The following is a 14,681-nucleotide window of genomic DNA, read 5'->3' as shown; positions in this document are numbered from 1 at the left end:
GGACCGGACAGCGCTGCTAGCGTGACCGCCATGTCGACCACGCCCGAACCGGAACCCGTCGAAGACGGAACGAACCCCGACACCTGCTACGTCGGCCCGATCCGGATTCGGCGAGACCAGCGCGGCAAGACCACGGACCGCCGCCTGCTGGAATGGGTCGACCCGCGCGACGCCACGCGTCGTTCTGAACGGACCATGCGTGACTCCTGGCGGGTCCTGCGCATCCAGTCCGAGTTCGTCGCCGGGTTCGATGCGATGAGCGAGGTCGCCGAGGCCGTGACCGTCTTCGGCTCGGCGCGACTGCATCCGGAGTCGCCGGAGTACGCGCTCGGTGTCCGCGTGGGCCGAGCGCTGGGCGAGGCCGGTTACGCGGTCATCACCGGTGGCGGACCCGGTGCGATGGAGGCCGCCAACCAGGGCGCACATCAGGCCGGGGCGCAGTCGATCGGACTCAACATCGAGCTGCCCTTCGAACAGGGCCTCAACCCGTGGGTCGATCTCGGCATGAACTTCCGCTACTTCTTCGTGCGCAAGACGATGTTCGTGAAGTACGCGCAGGCGTTCGTCTGTCTCCCCGGCGGGATGGGCACCCTCGACGAACTCTTCGAGGCGCTGACCCTCGTGCAGACCAAGAAGGTGGTCCGGTTCCCGATCGTGCTGGTGGGCAGCGACTTCTGGGGCGGCCTGCTTGCCTGGATGCGCGACGTCCTCGCCGCGCGCGGGATGATCTCGCCCGAGGATCTGGACCTGCTCACCGTCGTCGACGATCCCGACGACGTGGTCGCCGCGATCGAGGCCGCGACACCCTGAGGGTCGATATGACCTTCCCGGCCGACGATGGCACGATTGCCCGGTGAGTACTGTCTGCGTCTATTGCGCCTCCGGTCCCGTCGACCAGCCCTACCTCGATCTCGCCGCCGAAGTGGGTCGGACGCTCGCCGAACAGGGGCATGTGGTCGTCTCCGGTGGCGGGAACATCTCCATGATGGGCGCGCTGGTCAACGCCGCTCGCGAGGCCGGTGGCCACACGGTCGGCATCATCCCGCGCGCACTGATGAAGCACGAGGTCGCCGACCTCGGGTCGGGCGAACTCGTGGTCACCGAGACCATGCGCGAACGCAAACGCCTCATGGACGAGCGTGCCGATGGGTTCATCACCCTTCCAGGCGGGATCGGGACGCTCGAGGAGCTCTTCGAGACCTGGACCGGGGGCTACCTCGGGATGCACGACAAACCGGTCGTCCTGCTCGATCCTGTCGATTTCTACGCGCCGTTGCTCGACTGGCTGCGAGAGTTGTCGACAACCGGGTTCGTCGCCCGACGATCGCTCGACCGGCTGCTCATCACGCGGTCGGTCAACGACGCGGTGGAGTTGGCGACAGCACGGGAAGGCCTTGCTACCGGCCGGTAAGGTAGCGCCTGAGTGCGCGGGGCACTCGAAACGCCAGCGGGAGAGCGGAGGGCAGATGTCCCAAGGGGTCGAGCAGCAGGACAGTCGGCAGCAGAGTGTGAAGAAGACCGTCGGTATCCCCGACATCCTTCGCGGCGTGGTGAAGATGGCGCCACATGCGACCGGGATGATCAAGCACGCGCCGGGGCTCATCCGACGCCCACCGGAGGCCAAGCGGACCATCGGTTCGGTCTTCCAGAAGCACGCGGCCGAACACCCCGACCGGCCGTTCGTCCGGTTCGAAGGCCGCACGACCACCTACGGCGAGGCCAACCGCCGCGTGAACCGTTACGCCGCAGCACTTTCCGCCGACGGCGTCGGCAAGGGCGACGTGGTGGCGCTGCTCTCCAAGAACTGCACGACCGACCTGCTGCTGATGCTCGCCACCGTCAAACTCGGCGCGATCGCCGGGATGCTGAACTACAACCAGCGCGGCGAGGTGCTCGAGCACAGCGTCGGCCTCCTCGAGGCCAAGGTCCTCATCCACGATCCCGAGTGCGCGGAGGCCTTCGAGTCGATCCCGGAATCGGTCCTGCCCGAACACGTCTACGATTTCGCCGCGTTCGACGCCGCGGCCGAGGGACTCTCGGAGGCCGATCCCGAGGTCACCGAGCAGCTGCCCGCATCGACCAAGGCGTTCTACATCTTCACCTCCGGCACCACGGGGATGCCGAAGGCCAGCGTGATGAGCCACAACCGGTGGCTGGCGAGCCTGTCCGGCATCGGCGGTCTCGCCGTTCGGTTGCGCCACAGCGACACCATGTACGTGCCGCTGCCGCTCTACCACAACAACGCGTTGTCGGTGTCACTGTCCTCGGTCCTCGCCTCGGGTGCGTGCATCGCCATCGGACGCTCGTTCTCGGCGTCGAAGTTCTGGGACGACGTGATCCTCAACCGTGCGACGGCCTTCTGCTACATCGGCGAGCTCTGCCGCTATCTCCTCGTCCAGCCCGAGAAGCCCACGGATCGTCAGCATTCCGTGCACACCGTGGTCGGCAACGGTATGCGCCCGGACATCTGGGACGAGTTCCGCGAGCGTTTCGGGGTCGACCGCGTCGTCGAGTTCTACGGGGCCAGCGAACTGAACCTCGCATTCGTCAACGCGTTCAGCGTCGACAAGACCGCCGGCTTCTGCCCGCTCCCGTACAAGATCGTGGAATACGACGAGGAGGGGAACCCCAAACGCGGCGACGACGGTCGGCTCGTGAAGGTCGGCCGGGGTGGTACCGGCCTGCTGCTCGCCCAGATCAGTGACCGGGTCCCCGTCGACGGCTACACCGACTCCGAGGAGACCGAGAAGAAGATCATCCGGGACGCCTTCAAGGACGGCGACTCCTACTTCAACTCCGGTGACCTGGTCCGCGATCAGGGCTTCGCGCACATCGCCTTCGTCGACCGGCTCGGCGACACCTTCCGGTGGAAGGGCGAGAACGTCGCCACCACCCAGGTCGAGGGGGCGGTCGACTCTTATCAGGCCGTCGCCCAGTCGGTGGCATACGGCGTCGAGGTCCCCGGTACCGACGGTCGCGCCGGGATGATCGCGATCAAGCTGCGCGAGGGCGCCGACCTCGATCCGAGCGCGTTCGCCCGCCACCTCTACGACGCGCTGCCGTCGTACGCGGTGCCGCTGTTCGTTCGGATCGTCGACGACTTCGAGCAGACCTCGACCTTCAAGAACCGCAAGGTCGAGCTGCGCAAGGAGGGGTACACCGACGCCGAGGCCGAACGGCTCTACGTGTTGCTCGGCAAGGAGAAGGGCTACACGGAGTTCTACGACGACTACCCCGACGATGTCGCCGCCGCCAAGGTGCCCAAGGGGTGAGTTCCGGCCCGGAAACGTCGGCATCGGACACGCTGTGCGGGCGGCGGGTGCCGACCGACCGCGCGTTGGTGATGGCGATCGTCAACCGCACCCCTGATTCGTTCTACGACCGAGGTGCGAGCTTCGACGACGCCGCCGCCCAGGCGCACGTCGACCGGGTCGTCGCCGAGGGTGCCGACATCATCGACGTCGGTGGGGTCAAGGCCGGACCCGGACGCGAGGTCGACGCCGCGACCGAGGCCGCCCGGGTCGTCGGCATGATCGCCTGGATCCGCGACCGCCATCCGGACGTGCTGATCAGCGTCGACACCTGGCGCAGCGAGGTCGCCGACCAGGCCTGCGCCGCCGGCGCGGATCTCATCAACGACACCTGGGCGGGATTCGACCCCGACGTCGTCGACGTCGCCGCCGAACGCGGGGCCGGGATCGTCTGCTCGCACACGGGTGGCGCGCGGGTGCGGACCCGGCCGCACCGCGTCGCATACGGGGATTCGGTCGACGCGGTGGTGGCCGACGTGATCCGGGAGGTGACCTCCGCGGCCGACCGGGCGCTCGCTGCCGGGGTGCGTCGAGACTCGATCGTTATCGATCCGACGCACGATTTCGGCAAGAACACTCACCACGGGCTGGCTCTGTTACGCGGTGTAAAAGATCTTGTTAACACGGGCTGGCCGGTCCTGATGGCGCTGAGCAACAAGGATTTCGTAGGGGAGACTCTGGGTACAGACCTAACGCACCGATTGGAAGGGACTCTGGCCGCGACAAGTCTGGCCGCCGCCCAAGGCGCCCGGATCTTCCGCGTCCACGAAGTCGCTGCCACTCGTCGCGTGGTCGACATGGTCGCTGCCATCGCGGGAGCGAAACCACCCGCCCGAACAGTCAGGGGACTCGCATGACCAAGCAGCAGAAGCGACGTAAGCCCAGCACCGTCAGCCGGGACAAGGCCGCCATGTGGCCGACGGTCGCCCAGACCCCGGGGACCGAGCAGCGCTGGTCGGCAACCCACACCTGGGAGCAGCCGGACTGGACGATCGACGACCTCGTCGACGCGAAGAACGGCCGGACCATCTCGGTGGTGCTGCCCGCGCTGAACGAGGAAGAGACCGTCGCCGACGTCATCGCCACGATCATGCCGCTGTACGGCACCCTGGTCGACGAGATCATCGTGCTGGACTCCGGGTCCACCGATGCCACCGCCGAGCGCGCGCTCGCCGCCGGCGCGCAGGTGATCTCCCGCGAGGAGGCGGTACCCGAGCTGGACCCGGTCAAGGGCAAGGGTGAGGTGCTGTGGCGTTCGGTCGCCGTGGCGACCGGCGACATCATCGCATTCGTCGATTCCGACCTCATCGACCCGGACCCGATGTTCGTGCCCAAGATGCTCGGTCCGCTCCTGCTGAACCCCGAGATCCAGCTCGTGAAGGGCTACTACCGGCGCCCGCTGCGCACGGGCGGTACGCACGACGCGAACGGTGGCGGACGCGTGACCGAGCTCGTGGCACGCCCCCTCCTGGCATCCCAGAAGCCGGATCTCACCGCGGTCCTCCAGCCACTCGGCGGCGAGTACGCCGGCACCCGCGAGTTGCTCTCGTCGGTGCCGTTCGCGCCGGGCTACGGGGTCGAGATCGGCCTTCTCATCGACACCTATGACCGGTACGGCCTGGCCGGGATCGGTCAGGTCAACCTCGGGGTCCGAACCCATCGCAACCGCCCGCTGGTGGAATTGGGGGTCATGAGCCGCCAGATCGTCGGAACCCTGATGCGCCGCTGCGGCATCGAGGACTCGGGCGTCGGGCTCACCCAGTTCACCGCCGAACCCGACGGCTCCTTCACGCCGCACACCACCGAGGTCTATCTCGAGGATCGTCCGCCGATGAACACCGTGCGCGCCCTGACCCCCAAGGCCGAGGAGATGGCCTCCTAGGCGGCTCCGGACCTGATGGGCCGGACCTGATGAACCCGGCCCCGACCCGGCGACGCCGCCCGCCCTGACGCGGGTGGCCGTCGCCGGGTCGGTGCTGTGCCGGGCCGTCGTCCGGGCGCTTCTGCCAGGATGGAACGCATGCAGACGCTGCTGCTGTACCTGCTGATCATGGGACTCGTCGTCGCGATCGTGTTCGCTGTCGTCTGGTTCGTGTTCGGACGCGGAGAAGATCTGCCGCCGGTCGAGCCCGACACCACGCTCACCCGGTTGCCGTCGGTGGGCATCACCGGTGACGACGTGCGTGCGTTGCGCTTCGCCCAGACCCCGCGTGGTTACAAGCAGGCCGAAGTCGACTGGGCGCTGGCACGTCTCGCGCGTGAGGTCGACGACCTGCGGTCGGTGATCACGCGTCTGCGCGAACGGGAGTCGGTGCCCGGGGCGGAAGCGGGCGCGGCTCCGGACGATCCCGCCGCTGGTATCACCGGGAACGGCGGCGTGGACGCCGGGCGGTCCGGCCCGCCGAGCACCCCCCAGTAGGGGCTGTACGTCGAGACCGCGCGGCGCGCGTGTCGCGCACTGACAATCGTGTGCGACCCGGGCACGTATCATGTTCGGAGCAGGGACCTTGAAGGGAGCTTGAGAATGGCGGCAATGAAGCCACGTACTGGGGACGGCCCCCTCGAAGCGGCCAAAGAAGGGCGTGGAATCGTTGTCCGGATTCCGATCGAAGGTGGAGGTCGACTGGTCGTCGAGCTGACCGCCGACGAAGCAGCCGCGCTGGGCGAGGAACTCCGCGGGGTAACCGGCTGAACATGCCCCACGAGGGCAGTTCCCATGAGGCCCGGGCGGACCCACCGACTCCGCACCGGGCGCATGGCCTCACTTCGGTACTCGAGATCCTGCGCTGCCCGGTGTGTACCGGGCGCCTGTCGGCCGACGGCGCGTCGCTGCGCTGTCCGCAGGCGCATTCTTTCGACCTCGCCCGTCAGGGCTATGTCTCACTGCTCGACGGCCGGTCCGGCGCGCTGCGCGCCGACACCGCAGCCATGGTGGCCGCCCGAGCCCGCGTGCACGACTCCGGTTTCCTGCTCCCCGTGGTCGATTTCGTCGCCGGCCGCGCGGCCGAGGTCACGGGTGGACACGACCGGCCGGTGATCCTCGACGCGGGGGCCGGTGGCGGACACTATCTTCGCGCCGCGGTCGAGGCGAGTGGGGTGCCCGGCGGTGACGGACGGTCCTCGGCCGCCGGAATCGGCCTGGACCTCTCGAAGTACTGCGGGCGGGCCATGGCGCGGGGACCCCGGCCCCTCGCTGCCGTCGTCGCCGACGTCTGGCTCGGACTGCCCGTCGTCGATGATGCTGTCGCGGTGGTGCTCTCGGTGTTCGCGCCGCGCAACGCGAGCGAGTTCGCCCGCGTACTGGCCCCTGATGGCGCACTGATCATCGTGAGTCCGGGGCCCGACCACCTCGGCGAACTCATCGAGCCGATGGCGATGCTGCGTGTCGACGAGGCCAAATCCGAGCGCCTCCGTGCCTCGCTCGACGCGGGCTTCGAAGTGGTCGACGAGTCACCTGTCCGGTACTCCGCAGACGTCGACGCGCAGACCGTGGGGGATCTGGTCGCCATGGGCCCGTCGGCATTTCACTCCGACGAGGCCGACATCCGCTCGCGGGCCGCGGCCTTCGCCGGGGACGGTCGGGTGCCGGCCACGGTGTCGGTCGTGGTGACCACGTGTCGGCCCGTCCGCGGACGCTCACCCGCTCAGCGCCGTACGGACTCGTAGACACCCAGCGTCTGTTCGGCGATCGACGCCCAGGAGAACTCGGCCTCGGCGCGTTCGCGGCCGGCCACCCCCATCGCCGACGCCGCCGCATCCGAGGCCACCGCGTTCACCGTGTCGGCGAGATCGTGTTCGAAGGTCGCCGGATCGACGGGGTCGTACCGCACGAGGCGGCCGGTGACGTTGTCGCGCACCACCTCGGGAATGCCGCCGACCGCCGAGGCCACCACCGCGGTACCGCAGGCCATCGCCTCGAGGTTGACGATGCCCAGCGGTTCGTACACCGATGGGCACACGAAGACCGTTGCCGCGGTCAAGATCTCGCGGATCCGGGGGAGTGGGAGCATCTCGCGCACCCAGTGGACGCCGGGACGCGAGGCGGAGAGTTCGCCCACCGCGCTCTCGATCTCGGCGCCGATCTCCGGCGTGTCGGGGGCACCAGCACAGAGGACGAGCTGGATGTCCGGATCGAACCGGTGCGCCGCGGCCACCAGATGTGCGACGCCCTTCTGCCGGGTGATCCGGCCGACGAACGCCACGATCGGGCGGTCCGGGTCGAGCCCGAGTGCGGTCGGCGTCGAGTCGGGTCCGAACGGATCGTCGACCGGGAACCATTGAGATGTGTCGATCCCGTTGCGCACCACATGGACACGCTCAGGGTCCAGACGCGGGTAGGTGTCACAGATCTCGGTGCGCATCCCCGAGCTCACCGCGATCACCGCGTCGGCGTACTCCACCGCGTTGCGTTCCACCCAGCTCGACACCCGGTACCCGCCGCCGAGTTGCTCGGCCTTCCACGGGCGCGACGGTTCGAGCGAGTGGGCGGTCAGCACGTGCGGCACGTCGTAGAGCTGTCCCGCCAGGTGCCCGGCAAGGCCGGTGTACCAGGTGTGGGAGTGCACGACGTCGGCACCGGACGCACCCACCACCATCCGCAGATCGGCCGACAACGTGGTGATCGCCGCATTCGCCCCGGCCAACCCCGGGTCGGGGGTGTACACCGCGGCGGTCTCCCGCTCGGCGCCCATGCAGTGCACGTCGACGGTGATGAGATCGCGCAGATACCGGACCAATTCGGTGACGTGGACCCCGGCGCCGCCGTAGACCTCAGGTGGATATTCCCGTGTCATCATCGCCACCCGCATGATCTCGACGCTAGTGCCAACGCGCGCAGATCGCCATCGGTGCTGCCAAACCCTGGTCGCGACCGACGCCACGCATACTGACCGCCCGGTCATCTGGCCGACGGCTTCGATCGCGGTTAAGTTGGGGGAGTGAGATCTGAGCCGCACGTCCTCGGCATCGTCCTCGCAGGCGGCGAAGGCAAGCGTCTGTACCCGCTGACGATGGACCGCGCCAAACCTGCGGTGCCCTTCGGCGGCGCCTACCGGCTCATCGACTTCGTGCTGTCGAACCTGGTCAACGCCGGTTACGAGCGCATTTGCGTGCTGACACAGTACAAGTCGCATTCGCTGGACCGGCACATCTCGCAGACCTGGTGGACGTCGGGATTCCACGGCGAGTACATCACCCCGGTGCCGGCCCAGCAGCGACTCGGACCACGCTGGTACACCGGCAGTGCCGATGCGATCTTCCAGTCGATGAACCTCATCACCGACGAACGACCCGAGTACATCGTCGTCTTCGGAGCCGATCACGTGTACCGGATGGATCCGTCGCAGATGGTGGCCGCGCACATCGAATCCGGCGCCGACGTCACGGTGGCCGGGATCCGCGTGCCCCGAGCAGAGGCGGTGGCCTTCGGCTGCATCGACTCCGACGAGAGCGGGAAGATCACCCGCTTCCTGGAGAAGCCGGCCGATCCGCCCGGCACGCCGGACGATCCCGACGTGACGTTCGCGTCGATGGGCAACTATGTGTTCACCACCGAGGCGCTGGTCGACGCGCTGCGCGCCGACGCCGCCGACTCGGACTCCGACCACGACATGGGCGGTGACATCATCCCGGCCTTCGTGCGCCGGGACACCGCCTTCGTCTACGACTTCAAGGACAACCAGGTACCCGGTGCCACCGAACGCGACACCGGTTACTGGCGCGACGTCGGAACCCTGGATGCGTTCTACGAGGCGCACATGGACCTGGTGTCGGTCCACCCGATCTTCAACCTCTACAACGGCCGCTGGCCCATCCGCGGCGAGACCCACAACCTGCCGCCCGCCAAGTTCGTCCAGGGCGGGGTCGCGGAGGACTCCGTGGTCGGTTCCGGATGCATCATCTCCGCCGGCACGGTGCGCAACTCCGTGCTGTCGTCGAACGTCATCGTCGAGGACGGCGCGGTGGTCGAGGGCAGCGTGCTGATGCCCGGCGTGCGCGTCGGCAAGGGCGCGGTGGTCCGCAAGGCCATCCTCGACAAGAACGTCGTGGTCGGTGACGGCGAGCAGCTCGGTGTCGATCTCGAGGCCGACCGCGAACGGTTCTCGGTGAGCGCCGGCGGTGTGGTCACCGTCGGCAAGAACATCCAGGTTTAGCGCCGCCGCCCGTCGCGTAGGGCCGCGTCGATGAGCGTCGCGATGTCGTCTCCGGCGTCGTCCGGAAGCGCGTCGACCGGCCACCAGCGGAGGTCCACGGACTCGTCACTGCATACGACGCGGGGGAGTTCGCCGTCGGGCGTCGGGGCGGCGACCACCCGGTAGCGGACGTCGAGGTGGCGGGTGGGGACTCCCAAGGAGCAGGTGATCGGGTGGGTGTGGAGGTGGACCATCCCGTCACCGGCGAGCGTGGGGTCGGCGGTGTCGAGCACGAGTTCGGGCATGCCCGACTCTTCTCGCGCCTCGCGTAGCGCCGCGCCGGCGAGGGAATCGTCGGAGGGTTCGCAGTGACCGCCGAGCTGTATCCACTTCCCGACGCGGGGGTGCAGGGTCAGCAGAACGTGTCGGCGCGTCGCGTCGAAGACGATCGCCGAACCCGTCAGATGTCCTGGTGCGCAGGCCCGAAGACACCCGTCCGGGGACGCGGCGAGGAACTCGAGATATGCGTGACGCAGGGAGTCCTGGGCGGGATCGGGTGTCTCCCACCGTGTCAGGGCCTCGACGGCGGAGGCGTGCAGCGACTCGGCGGTCACAGTTCGACGACCCACTCCGCGGTGGGGGCGGGGTCGCGCAACCCGGCCGGTTCGAGCGGATGTCCGATGGCGACGGCCCCCAGCGGTTCCCAACTCGGATCCAGATCGAGGACGCGGCGCACCGCCGGCGCGGCGAAGATGGTCGACCCGACCCAGCAGCTGCCGATGTCGCGGACCGCCAGCGCGGTGAGCAGGGTCGCGACCGCCCCGCCCGCGGCCACGGTGAACATCGTGTGCTCGGCGGCGTTGCGACGATCATCGGGGTAGTCGTGGGCGCCCTCGGGTACGAGGAACGGGATCACCAGTTCCGGGGCGTCGTAGAGGATCTGCCCGCGTCGAAGTCGCTTCTCGATGGATTCGGCTGTCTTGGAGTCCGATTCGAGGTCGGTGCGCCAGTCGCGCGTCATCGCGTCGAGCAGTTCGCGGCGTCGCGAGGCGGAACGCAGCCACACGAAGCGGACCGGATGTGTGTGGTGGGGTGCCGGGGCGGTGAGCGCCTCGGCGAGGGCGTCGCGCATCTCCGCGGGGTCGACGGGCCGGTCGGCGAAGGTGCGCACCGAACGCCGGGTGCGGATGGCCTCTCGGCGGCCCTGTGCGATCGCCTCTTCGGTCCCGAGACGGAACAGGTCCTCGTCGTAGGGACGGATGAGGTCGGCGGCGGTGGTGCCGTCGTCGGCCGGAGCGAATCCGCGGACGACGGCGACCGGGACGGCGGCGAGCTTGCCCTTGACGAGGTCCGCCGCAGCGGCGAGTTCGTCGGCCACCGCTATCTCGGTGACGATCAACGGATTCCCGTAGTCGTCGACGCCGCCCTCGTAGGGATGGGTCACGGCGATGCCGGCCGCGCCGATGGCGACGTCGGTCTGTCCGGTCCGCCAGGCCCGACCCATCGTGTCGGTGATGATCACCGCGACGTCGAGGCCGGCGGCGTCGGCTATGGCACGCCGCAGTGACGCCGCACTGCGGTCGGGGTTCTCCGGCAGGAGTGCCAGTTGGTCGCTGCGCACATTCGAGCCGTCGATCCCGGCCGCTGCCTGCACCAGGCCGAGGCGGTTCTCGGTGATCAGGGTTCGGTTCTTGCGGGCCAGGACGCGCACCGATTCGGCGTCGACGAGGCGACGACGCAGTGCGTCCCGCTCCTCGGGGTCGCTGGGCGCGTCGACCATCCGCCCTTCGGCCTTGGAGATGATCTTGCTGGTGACCACCAGGACGTCGCCGGACTCGAGCCAGGGTGCGGCGCCGAGGATCTCACCCGCGACGTCGGAGTCGGCGGTGAACTCGGGCAGGCCGGTCACCGGCCGGATCTCGAGATGTCCCGGTGCGCGGTGGTCGGGGCGAGCGGTCACCGCACGCCCTTGTTGGTCTCGGGCAGCGGTACGTCGACGAGCGCGCAGGCCGCACGCACCATCTGCGCGGTGGCCGCGGGGTCGGTCATGAGCAGCGGTGCGGCGCCGACGGCGATGCCGTCGACAGCGGCGTGGTCACCCTCGGCGATGAGCCAACCGTCGAGAATCCCGTTGCCGCTGCGGGCGCCGTAGTGTCCGGCGATCCCCTGTGCCGAGGACTCGACCTCGATCACGGACAGGCACTCGTCGGCCATGCCGCGCAGGGGACGGTTGTCGATGACCGGTGAGATCCCGACCACCGGGGCCTTGGTCTGGCGCAGCGCGCTGCGCATCCCGGGAACACTGACGATGGCGCCGATGCTCACGACCGGGTTCGACGGCGCGAGGAGGATGACATCGGCGTCGGCGATCGCGTCGAGGACGCCGGGTGCCGGCGCCGTGTCGTCCGAACCGACCTGCGCGAAGCCGAAGGTGGGGATCTGCGCGCGATGGCGTACCCACCATTCCTGGAAGTGGATCGCGACCCGTTCGCCGTCCTCGCCGTCGGGTTTGGCGACCACGACGTGGGTTTCGTGACGATCGTCGGTGACGGGCAGGAGCCGCACCCCGGGGACCCAGCGCCGGCACAGGGCGGCCGTGACGTCGGACAGCCGGTACCCGGCGTCGAGCATCTGGGTCCGGATGAGGTGGGTCGCGAGATCGCGATCGCCGAGTCCGAACCAATCCGGGTCGGCCCCGTAGGCGGCGAGTTCCTCTTTCGCGCGCCAGGATTCGTCGCGCCGACCCCACCCGCGTTCGGGATCGATCCCGCCCCCGAGGGTGTACATACAGGTGTCGAGGTCGGGGCAGATGCGGACGCCGTGCATCCAGGCGTCGTCGCCCACGTTCACGATGGCGGTGATCTCGTGCTCGGTCGCCGGGGCGCCGGACGCGTCGTCCTGGGGGGCCGGGAACGCCGTCGGGCCGAACAATTCGCGCAGACCGAGGAGGAATCGTGCCCCTCCGACGCCCCCGACGAGTACGGTCACCTTCACAGCAGGTACTCCTTCACACCGCCACTGTAGTGCGCGGTGCGAGTCGGCGGTCAGGCGCTGTCGGTGCGGTGCGGATGGTTTCGACCCGTGCCGGGTTCGGTGTGACATTCACGTCGGGTTGAGGTCAATGTCGTGTCGAGTCACAGGGTTGTCGGATCCTGGTGGTAAACAGAGAATCTTTGACTTCAACTTGACCGGGACCGCCTTGGGCGTGTGTAATCACATCAGTGTCATTCCGAGTTTGAGATCGAGAACCTTCGGATCGAAAACCGCTGGACTTCAACGGATTCGATCGTATGTTCGAACTCGGGAGAGGGTCGGTTCCGGCACTTCGCGGGCCGTCGCTCGGGCGCTGTGTACGTCTGATGTGGGTGTTTCCACATCCGTAGTACAAGTGGTGTGGCAACAGTGGTGGGTGCGGCACACAGGCCGTGTTCGCAGAGGACGCAGAAACTACCAACATCCCGAGCTAGGAGGCGCCGACGATGGCTTTGGAAAACCCGATCGGCAATCCGCTTGAACCACAGAACCGCCCGCAATTCACCGCCGAATTCAACACCCTTGGCCCCGTTGATGATTCGATGATCGGCGGCACTGCCGCCGCGTCGGCCATCGGCATCGGGACCGATTTCGGGTCGCCGCACGGGCCCGTCGCCGACGATGCCGACCCGGGTCGTCGTCATCTTTCGTTGGTGCCCAACGACTTCGACGATCTCTTCGACGCCGTCGAAGAGCAGTGGCAGGACCGTGCCCTGTGTGCGCAGACCGACCCCGAGGCGTTCTTCCCGGAAAAGGGTGGGTCGACACGTGAGGCCAAGCGGATCTGCCAGGGCTGCGAGGTCAAGTCCGAATGCCTCGAGTACGCACTGCACAACGACGAACGCTTCGGTATCTGGGGCGGCCTGTCGGAGCGTGAGCGCCGGCGTCTCAAGCGCGGCATCATCTGACCGGCGTCACCATCTGAGCGGACGGCTCGCGACGGAGTCGTCCCCACCGATCATCGACCGCGGATCACTCTGGTCCGCGGTCGATCGTGTCTTCGTCGACGCCCAGATGCGTCGCCACCTGTTGCACGAGTACCTCGTGGATCAGATCCAGCAACTCGGTGCCCTTCTTGGCCCGGGACTCCAGTGGCCGGCGGAACAGGATGATCTGCGCCCGCGTCGGTGCGCCGTTCACATCCATCCCGGCCGGGATCAGCCGTGCGAGCGGCACCGCACCGTCGGCGGTCACCTCGTCGGGCCACTCGACCGTCTCGGGGTCACGGGGCAGGAGCCGGGGGATCTCGTCGACGGCGATGTCGAGTCCGGCGATCTGGTCATGCCACTGCGCGTCGATCTCGGCGAACGCCTCCAGGGCGACCGCGTCGAATTCATCGGACCGGCTGTTGTGGGCGGGCACGCCCTGTGGCAGCAACGGCGAGCGCAGTCCCCGTCCGCGACGATCGCGGTGACGACCCGTCCGCCGACGACCGCGGCGCGCCTCCGGCAGGCCGGAGGAGCCACGTGGAGTCGGCTTCGGGTCGATACGCATGGCGAGAGTGTAGGAGGTCGGACGAGTCCGTGTCTCCTCCGGTCACTGCGTGTCTGCTCCGGCGGTCCGGGTCTTCGCCGGCCGCCCGCCCGGTGAGCGTGTCGCCGACGCGGTTGCGAGCGACGAGGGCTAATCTCGTCACGTGAAGCTTCCCCGACTGTGCTGCCGACCCGGCTGCGCCCGATCCGCGGTGGCTACCCTGACCTTCGTCTATGCCGAGTCGACCGCGGTGATCGGTCCGCTCGCGACGTCGCAGGAGCCGCACTCGTGGGACCTGTGCGACGATCACGCCCGCCGGATCACCGTCCCGCGCGGTTGGGAGATGCTGCGCAGCGAGCGGGGATTCTCCGCGCCGCCGGCCGAGGATCAAGAGCTGACCGCGCTCGCCGAGGCGGTTCGGGAAGCCGGAGCCGTCGCCGGCGGTGGACGCCCGCGGTACGTCGACCGCAGTCCGATCGACGCCCTCGACGCCTTCGAGGACACCGCGTTCGTCGAGGCCCATCGCGATGCCGTGGACGACCGTCGGACGGGTCGGCACCGCGCCGGCCCGGTCGATGCGCCCGCCCCGACCGCCGGGACGCCGCGTCACCAAACCCGGCCGCGCCCGGGGCGCCGCGGACACCTGCGGGTACTGCCGGACCCGGTCGACTGACCGGTCACCACCGCGCGGGGGGCGTGGACCCCGAAGGCATCGCCGCAACTGTGCCGAGTA

General features: G+C 68.6%; 16 protein-coding genes. 11 read left to right on the top strand and 5 right to left on the bottom strand.

What is annotated here, in order from left to right; all coding sequences use genetic code 11:
• Nucleotides 1–30 precede the first annotated feature (30 nt).
• From Q9R39_RS02205 to Q9R39_RS02170, 8 genes are all read left to right on the top strand, one after another.
• On the top strand, nt 31–810 hold the full coding sequence (locus Q9R39_RS02205; RefSeq protein WP_065632642.1) for a TIGR00730 family Rossman fold protein: 780 nt from the start codon (nt 31–33) through the stop codon (nt 808–810).
• Between the two features lie 43 nt (nt 811–853).
• Nucleotides 854–1,411, top strand: coding sequence for a TIGR00730 family Rossman fold protein (locus Q9R39_RS02200; RefSeq protein ID WP_078112955.1), 558 nt, complete (start codon nt 854–856; stop codon nt 1,409–1,411).
• 55 nt (nt 1,412–1,466) lie between these two features.
• On the top strand, nt 1,467–3,272 hold the full coding sequence (locus Q9R39_RS02195) for a long-chain-acyl-CoA synthetase (protein ID WP_078112954.1): 1,806 nt from the start codon (nt 1,467–1,469) through the stop codon (nt 3,270–3,272).
• A 71-nt stretch (nt 3,273–3,343) separates the two neighbouring features.
• Nucleotides 3,344–4,168, top strand: a complete 825-nt coding sequence (gene folP, locus Q9R39_RS02190; RefSeq protein ID WP_137809065.1) for a dihydropteroate synthase — start codon at nt 3,344–3,346, stop codon at nt 4,166–4,168.
• Nucleotides 4,165–5,193, top strand: coding sequence for a glucosyl-3-phosphoglycerate synthase (locus Q9R39_RS02185; protein ID WP_055475896.1), 1,029 nt, complete (start codon nt 4,165–4,167; stop codon nt 5,191–5,193). Before folP ends, Q9R39_RS02185 begins: the two co-directional genes overlap by 4 nt.
• Before the next feature lie 138 nt (nt 5,194–5,331).
• Nucleotides 5,332–5,730, top strand: a complete 399-nt coding sequence (locus Q9R39_RS02180; protein WP_055475940.1) for a DivIVA domain-containing protein — start codon at nt 5,332–5,334, stop codon at nt 5,728–5,730.
• Between the two features lie 105 nt (nt 5,731–5,835).
• Nucleotides 5,836–6,003, top strand: a complete 168-nt coding sequence (locus Q9R39_RS02175) for a DUF3117 domain-containing protein (protein ID WP_004019232.1) — start codon at nt 5,836–5,838, stop codon at nt 6,001–6,003.
• Nucleotides 6,004–6,005: 2 nt separating this feature from the next.
• The gene (locus Q9R39_RS02170) at nt 6,006–6,977 is read left to right on the top strand and encodes a putative RNA methyltransferase (protein WP_078112952.1); all 972 of its coding nucleotides are present in this window, start codon (nt 6,006–6,008) and stop codon (nt 6,975–6,977) included.
• Here Q9R39_RS02170 and glgA read toward each other — a convergent pair.
• On the bottom strand, nt 6,956–8,119 hold the full coding sequence (glgA, locus tag Q9R39_RS02165; protein ID WP_226513690.1) for a glycogen synthase: 1,164 nt from the start codon (nt 8,117–8,119) through the stop codon (nt 6,956–6,958). The genes Q9R39_RS02170 and glgA overlap by 22 nt on opposite strands.
• Before the next feature lie 129 nt (nt 8,120–8,248).
• On the opposite strand from glgA, the gene glgC reads away from it, so the two are divergent.
• The gene (gene glgC, locus Q9R39_RS02160) at nt 8,249–9,463 is read left to right on the top strand and encodes a glucose-1-phosphate adenylyltransferase (protein ID WP_078112951.1); all 1,215 of its coding nucleotides are present in this window, start codon (nt 8,249–8,251) and stop codon (nt 9,461–9,463) included.
• On the opposite strand, the gene Q9R39_RS02155 is transcribed toward glgC, so the two are convergent.
• From Q9R39_RS02155 to cofD, 3 genes are read right to left on the bottom strand one after another with little or no spacing between them, the layout of a single operon-like run.
• A complete protein-coding gene (locus Q9R39_RS02155) occupies nt 9,460–10,056 on the bottom strand; it encodes an NUDIX hydrolase (RefSeq protein ID WP_078112950.1) in 597 nt (198 codons plus the stop codon). The two genes, glgC and Q9R39_RS02155, sit on opposite strands and share 4 nt — an antisense overlap.
• Complete coding sequence (locus tag Q9R39_RS02150; RefSeq protein WP_311277031.1) at nt 10,053–11,402, bottom strand: coenzyme F420-0:L-glutamate ligase; 1,350 nt, start codon at nt 11,400–11,402, stop codon at nt 10,053–10,055. Before Q9R39_RS02150 ends, Q9R39_RS02155 begins: the two co-directional genes overlap by 4 nt.
• Nucleotides 11,399–12,436, bottom strand: coding sequence for a 2-phospho-L-lactate transferase (cofD, locus tag Q9R39_RS02145; protein ID WP_159371176.1), 1,038 nt, complete (start codon nt 12,434–12,436; stop codon nt 11,399–11,401). The genes Q9R39_RS02150 and cofD overlap by 4 nt, the downstream gene beginning before the upstream one ends.
• Before the next feature lie 689 nt (nt 12,437–13,125).
• Between cofD and Q9R39_RS02140 the strand changes: the two genes are divergently transcribed.
• A complete protein-coding gene (locus tag Q9R39_RS02140; RefSeq protein ID WP_171011557.1) occupies nt 13,126–13,383 on the top strand; it encodes a WhiB family transcriptional regulator in 258 nt (85 codons plus the stop codon).
• Nucleotides 13,384–13,447: 64 nt separating this feature from the next.
• Here Q9R39_RS02140 and Q9R39_RS02135 read toward each other — a convergent pair whose 3' ends face one another.
• Entirely contained in the window at nt 13,448–13,969 is a 522-nt protein-coding gene (locus Q9R39_RS02135; RefSeq protein WP_058252540.1) for a metallopeptidase family protein, read from the bottom strand.
• 142 nt (nt 13,970–14,111) lie between these two features.
• On the opposite strand from Q9R39_RS02135, the gene Q9R39_RS02130 reads away from it, so the two are divergent.
• The gene (locus Q9R39_RS02130) at nt 14,112–14,621 is read left to right on the top strand and encodes a DUF3499 domain-containing protein (protein WP_203235865.1); all 510 of its coding nucleotides are present in this window, start codon (nt 14,112–14,114) and stop codon (nt 14,619–14,621) included.
• Nucleotides 14,622–14,681 lie beyond the last annotated feature (60 nt).

Origin of the sequence: Gordonia sp. AC31, assembly GCF_031844505.1 — a bacterium.
Taxonomy (GTDB): Bacteria; Actinomycetota; Actinomycetes; order Mycobacteriales; family Mycobacteriaceae; genus Gordonia; species Gordonia hongkongensis.
The sequence above is the reverse complement of the archived record's forward strand: the minus strand, read 5'-3'. Positions and strand labels throughout refer to the sequence as shown.